Annotated in this window: 16 protein-coding genes; 2 read left to right on the top strand and 14 right to left on the bottom strand. The window is 39.4% G+C overall.

Annotation, left to right across the window (positions count from 1 at the left end; translation table 11 throughout):
• Positions 1–396 precede the first annotated feature (396 nt).
• From N482_RS24985 to mnmE, 7 genes are all read right to left on the bottom strand, one after another.
• The gene (locus tag N482_RS24985) at positions 397–564 is read right to left on the bottom strand and encodes a hypothetical protein (RefSeq protein ID WP_155730644.1); all 168 of its coding nucleotides are present in this window, start codon (positions 562–564) and stop codon (positions 397–399) included.
• A 229-nt stretch (positions 565–793) separates the two neighbouring features.
• Complete coding sequence (locus N482_RS18795; RefSeq protein WP_063378513.1) at positions 794–1,522, bottom strand: nucleotidyltransferase domain-containing protein; 729 nt, start codon at positions 1,520–1,522, stop codon at positions 794–796.
• Positions 1,523–1,524: 2 nt separating this feature from the next.
• Entirely contained in the window at positions 1,525–3,660 is a 2,136-nt protein-coding gene (locus N482_RS18790; RefSeq protein ID WP_081228081.1) for a peptidase domain-containing ABC transporter, read from the bottom strand.
• A gap of 12 nt (positions 3,661–3,672) precedes the next feature.
• Positions 3,673–4,938, bottom strand: a complete 1,266-nt coding sequence (locus N482_RS24495; RefSeq protein ID WP_081228079.1) for an HlyD family secretion protein — start codon at positions 4,936–4,938, stop codon at positions 3,673–3,675.
• A gap of 276 nt (positions 4,939–5,214) precedes the next feature.
• Positions 5,215–5,928, bottom strand: a complete 714-nt coding sequence (locus tag N482_RS18785) for a hypothetical protein (protein WP_063378512.1) — start codon at positions 5,926–5,928, stop codon at positions 5,215–5,217.
• A gap of 84 nt (positions 5,929–6,012) precedes the next feature.
• On the bottom strand, positions 6,013–6,516 hold the full coding sequence (locus tag N482_RS18780) for a hypothetical protein (protein WP_063378511.1): 504 nt from the start codon (positions 6,514–6,516) through the stop codon (positions 6,013–6,015).
• Positions 6,517–6,745: 229 nt separating this feature from the next.
• Positions 6,746–8,110 carry a tRNA uridine-5-carboxymethylaminomethyl(34) synthesis GTPase MnmE gene (mnmE, locus tag N482_RS18775; protein ID WP_063378510.1) on the bottom strand — a complete coding sequence of 455 codons (1,365 nt, stop codon included), beginning with the start codon at positions 8,108–8,110 and terminating at the stop codon, positions 6,746–6,748.
• Positions 8,111–8,235: 125 nt separating this feature from the next.
• Here mnmE and N482_RS18770 point away from each other — a divergent pair, with 125 nt between their 5' ends.
• Positions 8,236–10,407: a winged helix-turn-helix domain-containing protein gene (locus N482_RS18770; protein ID WP_063378509.1), complete on the top strand. Its 2,172-nt coding sequence runs from the start codon at positions 8,236–8,238 to the stop codon at positions 10,405–10,407.
• On the opposite strand, the gene N482_RS18765 is transcribed toward N482_RS18770, so the two are convergent.
• The 7 genes from N482_RS18765 to rpmH all read right to left on the bottom strand — a co-directional run bounded on the left by N482_RS18765 (position 10,399) and on the right by rpmH (position 15,258).
• The gene (locus N482_RS18765) at positions 10,399–11,151 is read right to left on the bottom strand and encodes a TlpA family protein disulfide reductase (protein WP_063378508.1); all 753 of its coding nucleotides are present in this window, start codon (positions 11,149–11,151) and stop codon (positions 10,399–10,401) included. The two genes, N482_RS18770 and N482_RS18765, sit on opposite strands and share 9 nt — an antisense overlap.
• Positions 11,151–11,603, bottom strand: a complete 453-nt coding sequence (locus N482_RS18760) for a TlpA family protein disulfide reductase (protein ID WP_063378507.1) — start codon at positions 11,601–11,603, stop codon at positions 11,151–11,153. The genes N482_RS18765 and N482_RS18760 overlap by 1 nt, the downstream gene beginning before the upstream one ends.
• A 23-nt stretch (positions 11,604–11,626) precedes the next feature.
• Positions 11,627–12,298, bottom strand: a complete 672-nt coding sequence (locus N482_RS18755) for a cytochrome c biogenesis protein CcdA (RefSeq protein ID WP_231100896.1) — start codon at positions 12,296–12,298, stop codon at positions 11,627–11,629.
• A gap of 350 nt (positions 12,299–12,648) precedes the next feature.
• Complete coding sequence (yidC, locus tag N482_RS18750; RefSeq protein ID WP_063378505.1) at positions 12,649–14,280, bottom strand: membrane protein insertase YidC; 1,632 nt, start codon at positions 14,278–14,280, stop codon at positions 12,649–12,651.
• Positions 14,281–14,288: 8 nt separating this feature from the next.
• On the bottom strand, positions 14,289–14,552 hold the full coding sequence (yidD, locus tag N482_RS24490; protein WP_419555047.1) for a membrane protein insertion efficiency factor YidD: 264 nt from the start codon (positions 14,550–14,552) through the stop codon (positions 14,289–14,291).
• Positions 14,553–14,701: 149 nt separating this feature from the next.
• The gene (rnpA, locus tag N482_RS18745) at positions 14,702–15,118 is read right to left on the bottom strand and encodes a ribonuclease P protein component (RefSeq protein ID WP_063378504.1); all 417 of its coding nucleotides are present in this window, start codon (positions 15,116–15,118) and stop codon (positions 14,702–14,704) included.
• 5 nt (positions 15,119–15,123) lie between these two features.
• The gene (gene rpmH / locus N482_RS18740; RefSeq protein ID WP_005492430.1) at positions 15,124–15,258 is read right to left on the bottom strand and encodes a 50S ribosomal protein L34; all 135 of its coding nucleotides are present in this window, start codon (positions 15,256–15,258) and stop codon (positions 15,124–15,126) included.
• Positions 15,259–15,941: 683 nt separating this feature from the next.
• On the opposite strand from rpmH, the gene dnaA reads away from it, so the two are divergent.
• The gene (gene dnaA, locus N482_RS18735) at positions 15,942–17,348 is read left to right on the top strand and encodes a chromosomal replication initiator protein DnaA (RefSeq protein ID WP_063378503.1); all 1,407 of its coding nucleotides are present in this window, start codon (positions 15,942–15,944) and stop codon (positions 17,346–17,348) included.
• Positions 17,349–17,357 lie beyond the last annotated feature (9 nt).

Genomic DNA, 17,357 nt, shown 5'->3' with positions numbered 1-17,357 from the left:
AAGTGTGATCCCGCCCTGGGTGTTTTGCTATTGTTAAATAGCGTCTTCACTGAGCCAAATTGCAATATTACCACGCTGTATCAATGCTTGATTATATGCAGAGCAGTTTTTAACTTTCTTTGTCACGGAGGGTTAAAGTGCATTATTTTTTTGTTCTGATCCCGAAAAAGTAGAGAAATTTAATTAGTTAGGAAACAAGGCTGTATTAAGGATTAATTTTGGTGTTTGTTCCAATACTTAGAACTGACGTTATACAACAAGTAGCTATATGTGATGCTTTAGAAAGGAAGGTTTTTAAAATCTGATTATATTTAGTTGTAGGGTTACTTATGATTGATAATATTCAAAAACCTTAACAACTTAAGTTGTTAAGGTCGAGTGTAATATTTATAAATATTACTTGCTACGGCAGCTTACACATGGTTGTGCACAAGGCTGGTCATCACATGTACGACATGGTCTGCAACCATCATCATGTGGTGTACCACCTGAAACCTCATCAAGTAATGCTGATTCAATTAGCTCAACTTTGCTTAACTGCTCTAGTTCATTAGCTTTTTTCATAATATACTCCTTTTTATTGCTAAATTATTACTTCCTTATTTGGAAGTGTTGTTAATATATTCTATGTTTTTATTTATTTCAAGTTATTTATTTTTTATTATAAATAAACTCAGTTAAACATCAGTTTTTCATATTTGAGAAATAGTGATTCTTATTAGTTTTTATTTCTTAATTTAATTATATTTGATTTAAGTTTTCTTTCTTGGGTTTTTATATGGGTTGTTTTTTATTATATGATGCTAAATGTTTCGTCGTTGTTTAGTATTCCACCGAATGGAGCTAAGGACTCTGAAATTAATTTTTCTATGATGTCTAATTTAATTGATAAGTTACTTTCTTTTAGTGATAGTTGTATTTTTTCATATGTATTAGGTCTTAAATTCTTAATATCTTTAAAAACCATTTTGCTTGATTTTTCCCATGACTTTTCATCAAGGCAAATAAATCGATATATTAATTGTATTAATTGAATGTGCATTAATTGAAAAGACATAGGGTCATCTAGCGCGTCTCTAAGATCAAATAAGAGGGTCCTTGTTCTACTCCTACTTTGATTTATATATTTAATGTCATCGACCAATGAAGATCCCAAAGCGCAATAGGTTTGTGCCTTAGCAATCACTTTTTGCCCAAATCCATTTTTATCAAAAACAAGGCTGCTGTTAGAAACTGAACGGGTAAAATCACTGGCTCTAAACTCCATGATTTTCATTAAACGGCGAATATTAATATGCATCACCTCAAAGTCGATGCCACCGATATTGATAATGGTTTTCTCATAACTATCTGATTTAGATAAAATGATTAGATCAATATCACTGTTTTCAGTAAAACGACCATTGAAATATGAGCCATGACCGAGAATTGCTTCAATGTCTATGGCGTGCTCAAAGTAAGCAACTGCTTCTTGAAAGTAGGTCAGGTGCTGCTTTTTGATATGGTTTAGTGAAAGTTCCATGCCTATATTTCCTTCATCGTATCGTTAGGTGGAGTCGGTTGATCATGTTTTTTGTGTAAGTAGGTGTCTTTTTCTAATTGGAAAATCCCTTTCTTAGTCAGTTTGAGCACTCTGTCAGCACTGCGTATTGTTTGTGGGCGGTGCGCTACGACAATGCGGGTGATTTCCAACTGGGAAATTGCCTGATTTACGGCTTTTTCAGTAGCCATATCTAGATGGCTCGTTGCTTCATCCATGATTAATAATTTAGGCTTTTTGTACAGTGCACGCGCAAGAATAACTCTTTGCTTTTCGCCTCCTGACAACGCGCCACCCATATGGCCAATTAAAGAGTTGTACCCCATTGGTTTTGACATAATGTTATTGTGTACCTGTGCTACCTTTGCGCACTCTTTTGCCCAGTCTAGGTCTGGTTCAGGTTCAAAGAATGTTATATTGTCGAGTAAAGTGCCTGTGTAGAGTTTGTCGTTTTGCAGTACAGAAGCTGTATGGCGCCTGAAATTTTTACGGCCAAACTCTGCAAGTGGTTTACCATCCACCAGCACATCACCCGAAGAGGGTTCTAAGAGACCCAAGAGGATCTTTGTCAGGGTTGATTTGCCTACGCCTGAAGGGCCCGTGATTGCCACGTGTTCGCCGGCATCTATATCTAAATGTATATTGTGTAATACGTTTTTAGAAAAATCGTCATATTTAAAGGCTATGTTTTTCAGTTTGATATTGCCTGAAAATGTCAGTTTTTGATCTACTGGTAAGTCTCTTATGGGTTGCGTTAATGCAACTTCCGAGACTCGCTCTAGGTGTAGACCGAGCATTCTAAATTCCATTATTTTATTGATTAGATTGCCGTAACGCTGGGTAAAGATCCCTTTATAGGCGATATAGGCTGTCAGCATACCAATAGAAAGCTCTTTAGAAAGAATGCCTTGTGCTAAAAAGTAAATAACAAGAATGTTTTCGATACCAAAAATGATGCCGTTGATAACCTGATACCATAAACGTGTTTTTTTAACCTCAATGGCACTATTTACATAGTCAACATGTAAATTACTCCATTGAGAAGATTGCTTATGTTGCGCATCAAAAGACATTAATGTTTGAATGTTTTGGATGTTCTCAATGAAGTTGCTGCGCTCCTTTGCTCTAGAGCGGATCTCATTTTCATTAAGGCGCCTAAATGCCTTAAACGCGATAATGCGAAACCCAGTGTAGAGCGCGACAAAGAAGAGCACCAGAAAGGTTAAAGAAGAGTCGTAATAAAACATCAAAGCAATAATGCTTATGGCCATAAAGCCATCAATGATGGTTTCAACAAAGCTGGTTGTTAAGAACTCTTCAATTTTCTTTAATGAATCAAAACGCGTAACAATGTCACCTACGTCTCGCTTTTCAAAAAATGCGAGGGGTAGCCGTAAAAGGTGATGGAATAAATTACTCGAGACTTGAATGCTAAACGCGGAGCTCAGATGGAGCACAACGTAGGTACGGATTAACGTAGTGGCTTGTTGGAAAACAAGCACGAGTAAAAATGCACCGGCTAAAATAATCAGTAAGTTTTCATTGTAGGTTGGAATGACGCGGTCTATGACAGTTTGCAAATAGTAGGGGGTTAAAATGGTAAAGAATTGAGCAAATAATGAGAGAACGAAAATTTTAGCCATGCTACTTTTCAAACCAACAATGTCACTCCATAGTTGGCGCATCGAAAAGACCGGCTTTGGTTCCTTCTTTTTAAAAGTGGTTTTTGGTAATAATTCTAGCGCTACGCCAGTAAACCTTTTATTCACCTCAGCAAAACTTATCTCACAGCAGCCTTTTCCAGGATCATGAATAATGATGCTTTTAGACTTAACTTCTTTTAACACAACAAAGTGGTTCATATTCCAATGTAATATACAGGGCGTTTTAAGTGCTTGCAGAGCTTCTGGCTCTAATTTCAACGGCCTGGACGATAGCTCTAGATCATTAGCTATCTGGATCATGCTGTCTAACGTCAAGCCATTAGATGAAATACTGTATTTTAATCTGAGTTCCAGTAGAGAAGTTTCAAAGCCGTAGTACGATAAAACCATGGCTAAACTGGCTAAGCCACATTCGGCCCTTTCAGATTGATGTATAACAGGAAGAACTCTTTTCAATTTTTTTACCTATTACTGCATTTTATTTTTTATTTCTAAGATCGGGCTTAATATATATTCTAAGAATGATTGTTCTTCTAAAATAATATAGGCGTCTAAAAGCAGGCCATTTTGTAATTGCAGGACTTTCCCATTTGCGTGTATTTCTTGTGCGTGTAATTTTGCTCTAGCACGATAGACTGGCATATTGAGGCCCACAGGGTTTGGCCATTCTGATGGTTGGATCAACATTCTTGAAACTTCAAATATCTCGCCTTCAATGTCGCCATACAACTGTGCAGGAAAAGCTTCAAACCTCAGCCTCACACCTTGACCTTGTTCAACGAAGCCAATGGCTCGCGTTGGTATATACAAGTCTGCTATCAATACGGTGTTATTGGGAGCGATACTAAAAAGAGGGTAATTAGCGGAGACTCTCTCACCTTCACGAGCAATAATATTAGTGATAATACCTGCGTTTAGTGCCTCAACTTTATACTCAGTGTTGCGTGTCAGGCTGAGGAGTTGAAGCTGCAATTTTGAAATATTGTTGTCTAACTCAATTAAAGCACTGGCTTGCTCTATTGGTAGGGATTGGGCATCGTTTACTAGAGCTTGTCGTTGTCCAGATAGATCTGCGAGAGTATTGGTTTGATCGAGCAGCGTTTCTTGTAATTTGAGGTAGTCGCTTTCAGATGCATCAATGTCTAATTTAGAAATCCCGCCATCATGTAAAAGAGTTTTTTTGTCTTCGAATATTCGTTTAACAATTATAATTCTTTCTTCAAGAATTTTTCGCTTCTCTTTCAGCGATTGCGTTTTAGAGTCTATATTAGTTATTTTTTGGCTAATTATTTCTTCTTGCAATGATAGTTTTTTTACCAGTTGCTCTTTCGACTCAATTAAATTTTGAATTTGATGATTAACTTCTTTTATTTCAAGGTCAACACTCGCATTGCCCTCTATTTGCAGAAAATCAGCTCTTAAATCGAATAGTAGCTGCCCTTTTTCAACAGCTTGGCCTTCTTCAACATGTGATTTTTCTATGATTGCTGAGGAGGGAGGGTAGACTTTTAAAATACTCTGATCGCTAACTAAAGAGCCTTTTACGGTCTCATAATTACTGAATTTTGAATTTGCAACGAAAAATATAACGACGGTAAAAAATAACACTAAAAAAGCGATTATCATATTGTAAGAAGGCGACTTTATTAGTACTACTTTTCCTTCTAACCTGTTTAGATTAGTTTCAACTGCTTCTTTTCTAAAAAGTTCCGACGCTTTCAACTTTTTCTCCATGTAATTTTACCAGTGGAAATAATTGCATATAGAGATAAAAGAGAGTTTGTAACTAAATTTAAAATCTCTTTTATCCCTTTAAATCCAAGGTAACTACTTGTTAGTACAGGTACATGTTGCGTCGCAACCGTCTGATATACACATAGATGGTTCATCTGGTTCACCTCCACTTACTGATTGGGTTAAAGCCTCATCAATAAGCTCAGTCTTTTCTTTTTCAATTAACTCATTTAAATATTTCATTTTATTTATTTTAATTGGCTTTTATTTATATAGCTATCGAAGAGGAAACTTTACTCTTTTAAATACCCCTTCGGTTTTTACATTAGGGTAAGAGTTGGTTAATAAGTGCTGTGTGTAATCATTTATCAATTTAGATCTCAAGTCTGTACTATGCGTGTTCATCACTTTCTCTATAACGCTATGCAACTTAGGAAACTCTTCAGAGATATGCTTTCCTTTTAACACTGGGCTTTCAAAAGATGATATTTTCTCTACCATACAGTTGAGCTTATAGCACTCGGTACTCCAATCTGACATATAACTTATAAACATAAAATTATTAGATTGATGTTGCTCTAGCTTTCGAGCGCAATTGGTAATAAAAGCCTTGCTATTTTTAATGTCAAATTGATTAGGAGGTCGTTGAGTCTCTTGCGCATATTGTTGGATGTGATTTAAGCACTGTGACACCTGACTGTCTGTGTCTTTGAGAAGGTGAGCGGTGCGTAATGTTTCTTGTAGAAAAGCGAAGAATTTTCCTTTCGTTGCACTGAAATAAAGGGATTTCAACGAGCATACGGTAATATCTAAGTGAGTTCCTTCAAAATATATTGACTTCTTAACATACATATCTGTGTCTTTTATGACATAAATATCGATATCACTCTTCTCATTATATGTATTGTTGAAGTATGAACCTACTCCAAAAACACCAATGCATGATTTAAAGTCTTCTAACTCACCCATTGCTCTATTAATAATATACACAAAAATACCTTAATAAATTTACTAATTCTTAAGCACGAAATTTCATAACCATCAAAATTTTTGATAGTTTTTTTAGTAAATGTCTTATTTCTTTCTTAATTCAAGAATTGATGAAAATGTATATTTATGAGGGTATAAGTGATACCAATTAATAAAGGTCTCTTTACCAAGAACATCATATACTAACTCTAGTTGCCGTCTCTTTTCAGCGGTTCTTTCTTCAGGGGTAAGTTTTTTATATTCTTCTATTTCTGAATTTCTTGTAGGGGAGTGGTGAATATACATACCGAAGTACTTATGACAAAACTTGAAATAGTCATTTGTATATAGAATGAATGTATGCCACATTTCATCTATTATAAGTAAGTTTTTATCTATCGTTCTACTGCCTTGAGTGTCTGGATGACGGCAGTACCATAACCACTTTAAAGTTTCTTTAAAAATATTATTAGCTTCTTCTTCCGTAACATCTAAAGCTTTTAAAAATCCGTCAATAATATCTTGATTATGATATGAAAGAACCTCTTCTAGAGGTGGATGGTTATGAACCTTTGGTTGGTTCTCTTGTTCTAATGCTAGGCCTACCACGTATAATACTCCTTCTAAAGTTATAGATCCTATTTATCGAAATGATACTAATAGTTAATATTGAAATTGTAAATATTTAATTATTTAAATTAATAGTTTTTTTGAATTGGCTATTTTTAAGGCAGGTAGGTTGGTGGTTTTAAATTTTAATTAATTTATTATTTTATATCTAAACATAACAGATAGTTACAATGAAATATCTGCTATGTTTATATGGTAGTATGATCAACTATTTACCAATACAGAATGAACTGAAGATCTTTCCTAGCAGATCATCGGATGTAAATTCACCAGTGATTTCACTTAAATATTGCTGAGTTAAACGCAGCTCTTCTGCCAATATCTCGCCAGCAATATGCATTTCAAGTTGAGTTTGGCCTATTTCTAGGTGCTCGGCTGCTCGCTCAAGTGCATCTAAGTGCCTACGACGGGCCATAAAGCCACCTTCATTGGCGCCAGTAAATCCAATACACGCTTTGAGATGTTCACGCAATATATCAATGCCGGTATTGGTCTGTGCGCTCAGTCGTAGGACAGGATAATCTCCTTGTTGGCATAGGCCCTGATGCTCATTACATAGATCGATTTTATTGCGGATGACTGTAATATCCATGCCTTTAGGTAATTTTTCCATAAACTCAGGCCAGATTTTTAAAGGGTCTGTTTCAAGCGTTTCTGTACCATCTACCATAAACAAAACATGATTAGCACCGCTAATCTCTTCCCATGCGCGTTCAATACCGATTTGTTCAACTTTGTCAGGACTTTCTCGCAGACCTGCCGTATCGATAATATGCAGTGGCATGCCATCAATATGAATATGTTCTCGCAAGACATCTCGCGTCGTACCTGCTATGTCTGTGACGATGGCGGCTTCGCGACCTGCTAATGCATTAAGTAAAGAAGATTTACCTGCATTTGGACGCCCTGCGATGACAACACGCATACCTTCACGCATGATGCTGCCTTGTTTAGCCTGTTGTCTGACTTCAGCCAATTGCGTAATGATAGCTTGTAAATCACCGGCTACTTTACCGTCAGAGAGAAAATCAATTTCTTCGTCCGGGAAGTCAATTGCTGCTTCAACATACATACGTAAATGAATGACTTGTTCCACCAGCACATTGATGTGCTTAGAAAAGTCACCTTGTAGTGAATGAAGTGCGCTTTTGGCCGCTTGTTCACTGGTGGCATTGATCAGATCAGCAATGGCCTCTGCTTGAGTAAGATCGAGCTTATCGTTCATAAAAGCACGTTCAGAGAACTCACCGGGTTTAGCCAATCTCACATCTTCTATTTGGCTTATCTCTTTTAGCAGCATATCGATCACAACTGGGCCACCATGGCCTTGTAATTCAAGTACATCTTCACCTGTAAACGAGTTTGGCCCTTGGAAGAATAGAGCAATACCTTGATCCAAGTTTTCACCCGATAGAGTGTTAAATGGCAGATATTCTGCGTATCGTGTTTTGGGGCACTTGCCGAGAATTTTTTCGGCTACGATTTTGGCTTTACTACCCGAAATACGGATGATCCCCACGCCACCACGACCTGGTGCGGTGGCCTGAGCTGCTATGGTGTCTTGTGCAATCATATTGTCTCTTGCTGAATGACTGTGTTCTGAGGTTAATTGTACAGCAATTGGCTTTTCTCAGGTATAGTGGAGCGAAATGAATAAAAATAGTTACTCGAGATGTAGAGATAAGGACAATCTAAGTCGTGTTGTTATTCGGTCAATTTTGTTTCGACTCTGAACGCTTGGCGCTTTATTGTGGGCAGCGAGAAATAGCCTTGCGCCCTAAGGTTGCTCAATTACTTGCCTACTTTGTTGCTCGACCAAATGAATTGGTTAAACGGGAAGCTGTGCTCAAGGATCTATGGCTGCATGGTGAGTTTCGAGAGGCGGCACTGAATCAAAGTATCACCGAATTGCGTCAAGCATTGGGAGATAGTGCTAAGCGCCCGCTGTTCATCAAAACCTTACCACAACAAGGTTACATGTGGATCTGTGATATAAAAGTAACGCGTTGCTCCCGAAAGCGAAATCGACTGTTAATTGGCGTTGCTCTAGGGGTAGTACTCTCACTCGGTAGCGCGGCGTATATGCACAGTAACTCGCTGTTTTCTTATGGCCAATCTCAAGCACAACCGCAACTAATCATCCATTCCATGCAAAATCATACAGGTGTACAAGCGCATGCGTGGTGGGGGTATGCACTCGAAGGAGTACTGCGAACGCGTTTACAGCAGGATTACCAGTTGCTGCCAAAAAGTCGTACTCCTGATTATATTGATGGTGTCGTTAAAGAGGCGCCACAGCAATTTTATTTATCGCTTAAGCCTTTGCAACAGCGCTTTTTACTGCAAGCGGAACTAGCTGGGCGCCGCACAGAGGTGATTGTTGAACAGCTTGATGATAATTTTTCTGATATAGCGGCGCAGTTAATCGCATCTCTGACTGATAGCTCAGGATTTATTGCTGATCAACCTCTGCTAGTAAACGGTCTCAGCGACTATTATCGTGGAGTTCAAGCATTAACGGAGTATGGCCCACAATTAGCTAAGCAATATTTTGAAGCTGCTTTGATACACGCCCCTGATCATGTTCCCTCACGCCTTGAATTGGCACAAATTGCTTGGTTGCAAGGACATATACCAGAAGCCAAAGCACATTTTTCAACAATTGAACTGTCTCAAACCTCACAGGCATTGCGGGCTCGATATTACTTATATCTAAGTACTTTTGAGAAAGCGTTAGGTGAGTTTGAACATGCGAAACACAGTGGGCAGCTAGCGCTTACCGCTGCACAAAAGAGTCAGCAAATAGAACTAATAGCGAGTGCTTATCAGTTGATTGCAGATATAGCGTGGAGCACAACTCAGTGGCAAGACTATACACATGCAATGAGTGCGGCGTATGCATTAATTGGTAGTCGCTCTTTTGCTTATAGTGAAGCGCAGCGCTCTTTTTATCTCGCTAATCCACCTGCTGCTGGTCCACAGCAAAAAAATACGCTTAACTTGGCACAAAGCAAAGAGGTACTCGAGGCTGCCGTTCGCTACTATCGACAGACTGAGCGACAAATTGATTTGGCGAGAAGCTTGTTTGCTTATGGGCAAAATTATTTAGTCCCAGTGTCAGAAAGTGAAGACAGCCTATTAGAAGCCCTAAAAATCGTTTCAAGAAGTGGTGATAAGTATTTTCAGGTGCAAGTGCTTACTTACTTGGGGTTTTATTATATTCAGCTACACCGAGGTGATGAAGCACTGAGTTATCTCAATCAAGTTGATATAAATGAAGCCTTTACACCTGCTATTGAGCAGTTGAACGTTCTTAAGGCGATGGCATATATGGACATTGGTTTAACAACTGATAACCACCAGCCATTGCAAGAGGCGCAGCGGCGCTTGGTGCGGCTGTTAACGAATGAAAGGACATCTGAAATGACGCGTGCCAATACTAAGTTGCTGTTGGCTTGGGTCGCACTTAAGCTGGGTGATGTAGACAATGCCGAGTCACTAACTCGAACTGCCTTTAAGGCATACAAATTGAGTGGACTTGACGACGCCGTTGTTTATGCAAAGTATACGCAGATGTATATTTACCTGTTACGTAATGAACCCAATCAAGCGCTTGAATTAATAGACTTTGAGCAAGATAAAGATGCTCACTTAATGTTATTTTACGCTTCAGTAGCTGCGCATATGACACAAAATGATGCTTTGCTTGAGCAGTCAAAGCGGATGCTCGGTGAGCTTCAAAATAGCCAATTGTTACTTGAGCAATTAGGCCAATTCATACAGCAACCGCAGAGAAGCGCCAAGCTGATTACCGAGTTGCTCGACGCGCCTTATAGCGTTTATTGCCAGAGTAAGTGGATTTTAGAGTGATAAATGGTGCTTTTTAGGAGGAGTGTTGCCCCTGTAGATAACAGCTCCTTGGTTGTTTTGGACTATCCAGTAGGGCAACTCCGATACTTCAAAGTGTTTAAATAGCTGGTTTTGGTGATCAAAAGTAATTTGATGGTTAACCCCAAAGCGTTGTTGATAGCTACGCGCGCTGGTTTCATCGACATAAAATGGTTTAATGATGGTCAGTATCTTATCTGGTATTTGTTCCGCTAGTAGGTTGTTTTGTGCGATGCGTTGCTGGCAGTGTGGAATGTGCTGAAATGGACATAGACTGTCACTAAAAAATAAAACATTGTATTCATGTCTGATTTTATTGAGATCTAAGCGCTTTCCAGACAAGGTGCTCAACGGTTTGCTAATGACTGTATTTGTGATGGCTTTGGGCTTTTGCAATAAAGGCTCTATTGATTTTACAGTACCTTCTTGAACGATCACTCGGGTAGGAGTTTGCCTTACCTGATATTTAAACATCAATTGGTTTTGGGTATCGATAGTGATGTTTTTAAACTTTGGATAACTATCGGCAAATTGCTTCAGGCTAGCTTGGTCAATGTTGATATCAGGTTGGAGAAAAATTCGTTCACCTTGTTCTACAGGTAAAATGGTTGTTTGGTTATATTCATCCCAAATATTAATAAAAACATACTCTTGAACTTTTGATTTGGTGCTATAGCTGACAATCAACAGGCACAATAGAAAATGTTTGAGCAGTTGTATATACATTAGTTCGACTCCTGTAACTGTAGTAGTTTTTGCGCAAGTTCATCGGTAAATAATGCACTGCGATATAGCTCGTTACCCTGTTCATCAAGCAAAATATGTTGTGGTGTTCCCAGCACTGAATAGTGCTTTGTTATTGCGCCACTACCATCAAATACAGTGGGGAAGTCATACTTATTTTTGGTTAGGTAGTGCTTCACTCTGTCACGGTTTTGATTGAACCCTATATTGATAGATATCACCTGATAAGTGTCGTTGGCGCTATTGTGGCTTTGCTGAAGAATCGGCATTTCTTCTACACAATATGCGCACCAAGTGGCCCAGAATTTTAAATATGTGACTTTTCCCTGTGTAGAAATGGTGCGGGCATCTAATGTTTGTGCCTCCAAAGGGAGGTATTGTTTAGCATGAGCGGTTGCACTCAATAAACACATTAGCCATACGAAATTTTTCATTTTTATTTTCCTTAAGTGGTGGGTTAAAGCCAGCTTTTGCCTGCTTGGATCAGAAAGTACTGCGCCATAGCGATGAGTATGAGAGCAGTTAACGTGTTGATATAGGAGAGCCACTTTCCTGATTTAGGTAATTTGGAAAGTACCCGAGCACTACTGCCAGCACATAGCAGCAAAGCGCTCATGCCGAGCGCAAAACTAAATAGCAATGCAGCACCAAGTATCGGTTGTTGCGTTGTCGCAACAAACAATAATAGGCCGCCAAGTACTGGCGATGTGCAGGGCGCGGCAACCATTGCACTGGCCATTCCCATTATGAAAGGTAGCGAGTTACTAGACCTTTTTGACGTTAATGAGAGGGATGGCATTGATATGACGCCTTTATTCATTGCTGCTAAGTAAATAAGACCGTTGGCAAACAGCACAAGCACCCAAGGGTTAGTGGCTACTTGGCCAAATAAGTGGCCACTCCAAGCGGCTAAAAACCCCAGGGCCGCATAGATGAGTGCAAAGCCTATACAATAAAAAAGCGGGGCTAGGCGAGTGTGTTTACGATGTGAAAAAGTCGCAATCGTAATTGGCAGAATAGGGTAAACACAGGGAGTTAAGCTGGTTAGTACTCCTACTAATAATACTGTTGGGATATGCCACCAACTTATCTCATGTGTGCTTAGTGTTTCTACTAGAAGTAATTCCATGACATTGGTCTCATTGATTTCAAAGTTGTCACTAAGCATCTATGGAACTGTCAAAAAGGCCTATCAACGGGCTATAAAAAAGCAGTAAAATTTTATCAAGTATATGTTTTATATTGATAAAAATTCAGATTGAATAGAGATAAGTTGATCATTTGTAGTAGCCTGAAAGGGCGGCGGGTGGATGACGGCTTAACTTGATACTGTGATGGTCGCTGCGCAAAAGCGTGTCAACGCTTTGGGGGATCACAACTTACGCGAGTCTAGCTAGGTTTTTATAGCTTGTATGTACAACTACTGTTGAAACAAAAACGCCCGCAAATAAAGCGGGCGTTTTATATCGTATCGAGGTCTTAGTCTCGTACTTTGATGCCTTTTTTCTCCATTCCGCGGTAGATGATAAGCATCTGCGCAATAGAGATAAGGTTAGAAACCAACCAGTAAAGAACCAGACCAGATGGGAACCAAATAAAGAAGATAGAGAACACTACAGGCATGTATGTCATCATCTTCTGCTGCATTGGATCAGTTATAGTCATCGGCTGTAGTTTTTGTGTCAAGAACATACTCGCACCAAATAAAATTGGCAGTACGTAGTACGGGTCCATCGCAGACAAGTCTGTTAACCACAGGCCGAATTCAGCATGTCGTAACTCTGTTGATTCTAAGAATACATAGAATAGCGCAAGGAAGATTGGCATTTGTAGCAACAGAGGGAAGCAACCACCCATCGGATTTACTTTCTCTTTGCGGTACATTTCCATCATTGCTTGGCCGAACTTCTGACGATCGTCGCCATAGCGCTCTTTCAACTGTTGCATCTTAGGCTGTAATGCACGCATTTTTGCCATTGATGTGTACTGTGCTTTCGTCAATGGGTACAACAATGTCTTAACAAGGATAGTAATGCCGATAATAGCTAGACCCCAATTACCTAAAAAGCCATATAGCATCTTCAGTAACACTAATAGCGGTTGGGAAATAAAGAATAACCAGCCATAGTCTACGGTTAAATCTAAGTCTTCATGAAGCGCTTCTAGCGCATCCGTGTCTTTTGGACCCATGTAGTAAATTGCCGATAGCTTCGCTTCTGAATTCGCCTGAATGTTTTCAGGTTCACCCTTTGCACCAATGATGCCTTGGTTATTTCTAAGTGTCGTGTAGATGGTGTTGTTGATATCTTGCTTTGGTACCCACGCACTTACAAAATAGTGCTGAATAAACGATACATAGCCGCCTAATGTATTTTCGTTTAGGTTAGACTTAGCCATATCATCAAAAGAATACTTCTCATATGGCTCGTCCTGAGTACCGTATGCCGTACCTAAGTACGTTTGGTCAACCATACTGTCTTTGTCCTGCACAGAGCGTTTGATTTGCGTATAAAGTTGAACTTGTACAGGGGTATCGGTCGTGTTTACGACATTGTATTCTACAGATACGTCGTATTGACCAGCTTTAAAGATAAATGTTTTGGTAAATTGAATGCCTTTATTATCGACAAAAGTCAGCGGTACGCGCAGCTCATCACCTGATAAAGTGTAGGCGTTTTGCTCTGTTTTATAGACAGGGCGGCCCGCGCTTGACGCGTCTGGACCATTAAGACCTATCAGACCACTTTGTGCAAAGTATTGCTTTCCATCAAATTCACCAAGTAGTAGGTAAGGTGTATCGCTACCATGCGTTTCAGCATGTTGAAGTAGTTTTGCTTCAACAATATCACCACCTTTAGTATCAATTTTAACGGCAAATACATCGGTCGTTACTGTAATAACAGAACGGATTGCCTGAGTTTGCGCAACCGGTACATCCGCTTCGCTAGAAGCTGGAATATCCGCTAGATCGGTATTTGAAGGTGAAGTGGCCACTTGTGTGACTGCACTGGTATCGGCTTTGCTTTGAGCTTGCTCGTCTTGCCATTCACTGAATAACAAAAACGACACCAAAAGCAATCCGATCAATAAAAACGTGCGTTGCGATTCCATAACAGCTCTTATTTCTCGTGTTGTTTAACTTGATTCGATTTCTCAGGGACGGGGTCATCCCCACCTGCGCTTAAAGGGTGACATTTTAATATGCGTTTAACCGCTAACCAACTCCCTTTTGCAATTCCGTGTAAATTAATTGCCTGAATTGCGTAACTAGAGCACGTTGGATTGAATCGGCAATGAGGTCCAAGCAAGGGACTGATAAATTTTTGATAACCACGAATGAGTGCTATCAATAAATTACGTATTGCCAAAAGCGGATAATCCACTAGTCGTTTACTCTCACTCTTTGTCTTCAAGGCGTGTTTCATAGCTGCGAGATAGACTCGATAATAGAGTGATTAAAAGGTGAGCTAACCTTACATGAATTAGCGTGAAATAGCCATGACTGGTGGTTTGTTAACACAAAAATGTGGTGTTATTTTTTTGCTTTATTGCTACGCGTTGGGCGTTTCTTGTGAGGCTTAGGTTTAGGGGCTCCTGGTTTACAACGTTCATTGACTTTACGCCAAAGTTTATTTAGTTGCTTTGTCAGCTCTTCATTACTTTGTTCATCTACGCCAGTTTTAACCATCAAGACAATATCAATATTGTCCAACTTATGGCGATTTAGACGAAAGCTTTCTCGTGCAAGTCTTTTAATGCGATTTCGTTGGCATGCAAGTTTACAGCGCTTTTTAGCGACAGTAAGACCAAGTCGAGGGTGACCTACATCATTAGGTTTTGCTAGAAGAGTGAATACAGGGGTTGCTGCGCGAGCAGGCTCTTGAAATATTCGGGAGTAATGCGAGGGAGTTAACAGACGTAACTCCCTGCTGAAGCCAAAACCTTCCACTTATATTAAGCAGATAGTTCTTTACGGCCTTTAGCACGACGACGTGCTAATACTTTACGGCCATTTTTAGTAGCCATGCGAGCACGGAAACCGTGAGTACGCTTGCGTTTAAGTACGCTTGGTTGAAAAGTTCTTTTCATAACTAATCCATCCGATCGGTTAAAGTTAAAACATCCTATGCAGGTCGCGATCCTGGCACAGGTGCCATTTCGAGCGCGAGATATTAAAGCCGACGCGCATGAAAGTCAATCATATTTGTGCCGACAAGCTCATTTTATAGTCTAAATAGGTAAAAAACGGTGTTTACTATATGGAAGAGGGACGCTTACACGGTTAATTACGATTATTGAATTGCTATATATAGAGTAGGCTAAATTGAGCGGATCGTGGCATTTGATCTTGTTATAAAGATCGAGATCTGGGGTTGTGGATCAAGTGTGTTGATCTTTGTGAAGTTTTCCACAGTGCTTGGGTGAAAATTGGCGACATCCTCTGGAAAACTAAAATTGATCTCAATTTTTTGGTGAGATCTTAGTCTTTTTTTGATAAGATCTTTGTAAATAAGTGAAATTAAAAATCCTTTTAAAACAAAGGTTTGCTTTTTTTGATGGTTGGGATCTTATTTTTTATAAAAGTCAATATTGATGTTGTGGATAAGAACGCTTCATAATACCCGGCTTCCACCTGTGAATAATTGATAATATACAAACTTTTCCGTTGATCTTTGAGTTATCTGTGAATAACTCTGTTGGTTACTTTGTAAATAATAATAAGTAACCAACATTATTGATGTGCGGGAATAATAACTATTTCGGAGTGCAATGTGTATCTGTCGGTTTGGCAAAGTTGTTTATATGTTTTGCAAGATGAGCTGCCATCGCAGCAGTTCAATATGTGGGTTAGGCCACTACAAGCAGAAAGTACCGAAGATACTTTAACCATCTATGCACCAAATCGCTTTGTGTTAGATTGGGTTCGAGAGAAGTACTTAAATCGAATTAACGAATTACTGATCGAAATTTGTGGTGATGAAGCACCTGAATTGCGTTTTGACGTAGGCAGTAAGCCTATGGTGCAAACGCAGCCGCAAGTTTCAGTTGAAACACACGCGGGACAAGCGCCAGCGCAATCACCTCAAGTTGCAAGCAGAAGCACGACACAATCACCTGTCAGCGAAGCGAAAGTTGAACCGGCTCCGAAATCGAGCGTGAAATCAAATATCAAAGAGAATTACACCTTTGATAACTTTGTCGAGGGTAAATCAAACCAACTCGCAAAAGCTGCTGCAACACAAGTCGCCGATAACCCAGGTTCTGCTTTTAACCCTGTATTTATTTATGGTGGTACAGGCCTAGGTAAAACACACTTATTACATGCAGTTGGTAATGGCATCATCAATAAAAAGCCGGATGCCAAAATTGTATATATGCATTCTGAACGTTTTGTTCAAGATATGGTTAAAGCACTTCAAAATAACGCCATCGAAGATTTTAAACGTTACTATCGAAGTGTAGATGCATTAATGATCGACGACATTCAATTCTTTGCTAATAAAGAGCGTTCGCAAGAAGAGTTTTTCCATACGTTTAACGCGTTACTTGAAGGTAATCAGCAAATCATTTTAACGTCAGATAGATATCCGAAAGAAATTGAGGGTGTTGAAGATAGGCTGAAATCTAGGTTTGGCTGGGGCTTAACTATTGCAATTGAACCGCCTGAATTGGAAACGCGAGTTGCCATTTTGATGAAAAAGGCGCAGCAAAGTAACATTAACTTACCTCATGAAGTGGCTTTCTTTATTGCTAAGAAACTGCGATCGAATGTGCGAGAGCTTGAAGGGGCGTTAAACCGTGTTATTGCCAATGCGAATTTTACAGGCCGTCCAATTTCTATTGAGTTTGTCAAAGAAGCGCTGCGAGACTTATTGGCTTTGCAAGACAAGTTAGTCACTATCGATAATATCCAGCGCACAGTCGCGGAATATTATCGTATTCGTGTGTCGGATTTATTGTCGAAGCGCCGCAGCCGATCGGTAGCGCGTCCAAGACAAGTTGCTATGGCATTATCGAAAGAATTAACCAATCACAGTTTACCTGAAATTGGTGATGCGTTTGGTGGTCGAGACCACACCACGGTATTGCATGCATGTCGTAAAGTGAAAGAGCTTCGTGAAGAAAGTCACGAAGTAAAAGAAGATTATCAAAACTTGATCAGAACATTGTCATCTTAAGGGTTAAGT

Origin of the sequence: Pseudoalteromonas luteoviolacea NCIMB 1942, from assembly GCF_001625595.1 — a bacterium.
GTDB classification, from domain to species: Bacteria; Pseudomonadota; Gammaproteobacteria; order Enterobacterales; family Alteromonadaceae; genus Pseudoalteromonas; species Pseudoalteromonas luteoviolacea_A.
Note: the sequence above shows the minus strand (reverse complement) of the source record. Positions and strands in the feature narration are given on the sequence as shown.

Excerpts from the sequence above, each read along its gene's own strand:
- N482_RS24985 (WP_155730644.1), bottom strand. The coding sequence starts at position 564 with ATGAAAAAAGCTAATGAACTAGAGCAGTTAAGCAAAGTTGAGCTAATT.
- N482_RS24495 (WP_081228079.1), bottom strand. The coding sequence starts at position 4,938 with ATGGAGAAAAAGTTGAAAGCGTCGGAACTTTTTAGAAAAGAAGCAGTT.
- N482_RS18765 (WP_063378508.1), bottom strand. The coding sequence starts at position 11,151 with ATGTATATACAACTGCTCAAACATTTTCTATTGTGCCTGTTGATTGTC.
- N482_RS18795 (WP_063378513.1), bottom strand. The coding sequence starts at position 1,522 with ATGGAACTTTCACTAAACCATATCAAAAAGCAGCACCTGACCTACTTT.
- mnmE (WP_063378510.1), bottom strand. The coding sequence starts at position 8,110 with ATGATTGCACAAGACACCATAGCAGCTCAGGCCACCGCACCAGGTCGT.
- N482_RS18760 (WP_063378507.1), bottom strand. The coding sequence starts at position 11,603 with ATGAAAAATTTCGTATGGCTAATGTGTTTATTGAGTGCAACCGCTCAT.
- rpmH (WP_005492430.1), bottom strand. The coding sequence starts at position 15,258 with ATGAAAAGAACTTTTCAACCAAGCGTACTTAAACGCAAGCGTACTCAC.
- N482_RS18755 (WP_231100896.1), bottom strand. The coding sequence starts at position 12,298 with ATGGAATTACTTCTAGTAGAAACACTAAGCACACATGAGATAAGTTGG.
- yidC (WP_063378505.1), bottom strand. The coding sequence starts at position 14,280 with ATGGAATCGCAACGCACGTTTTTATTGATCGGATTGCTTTTGGTGTCG.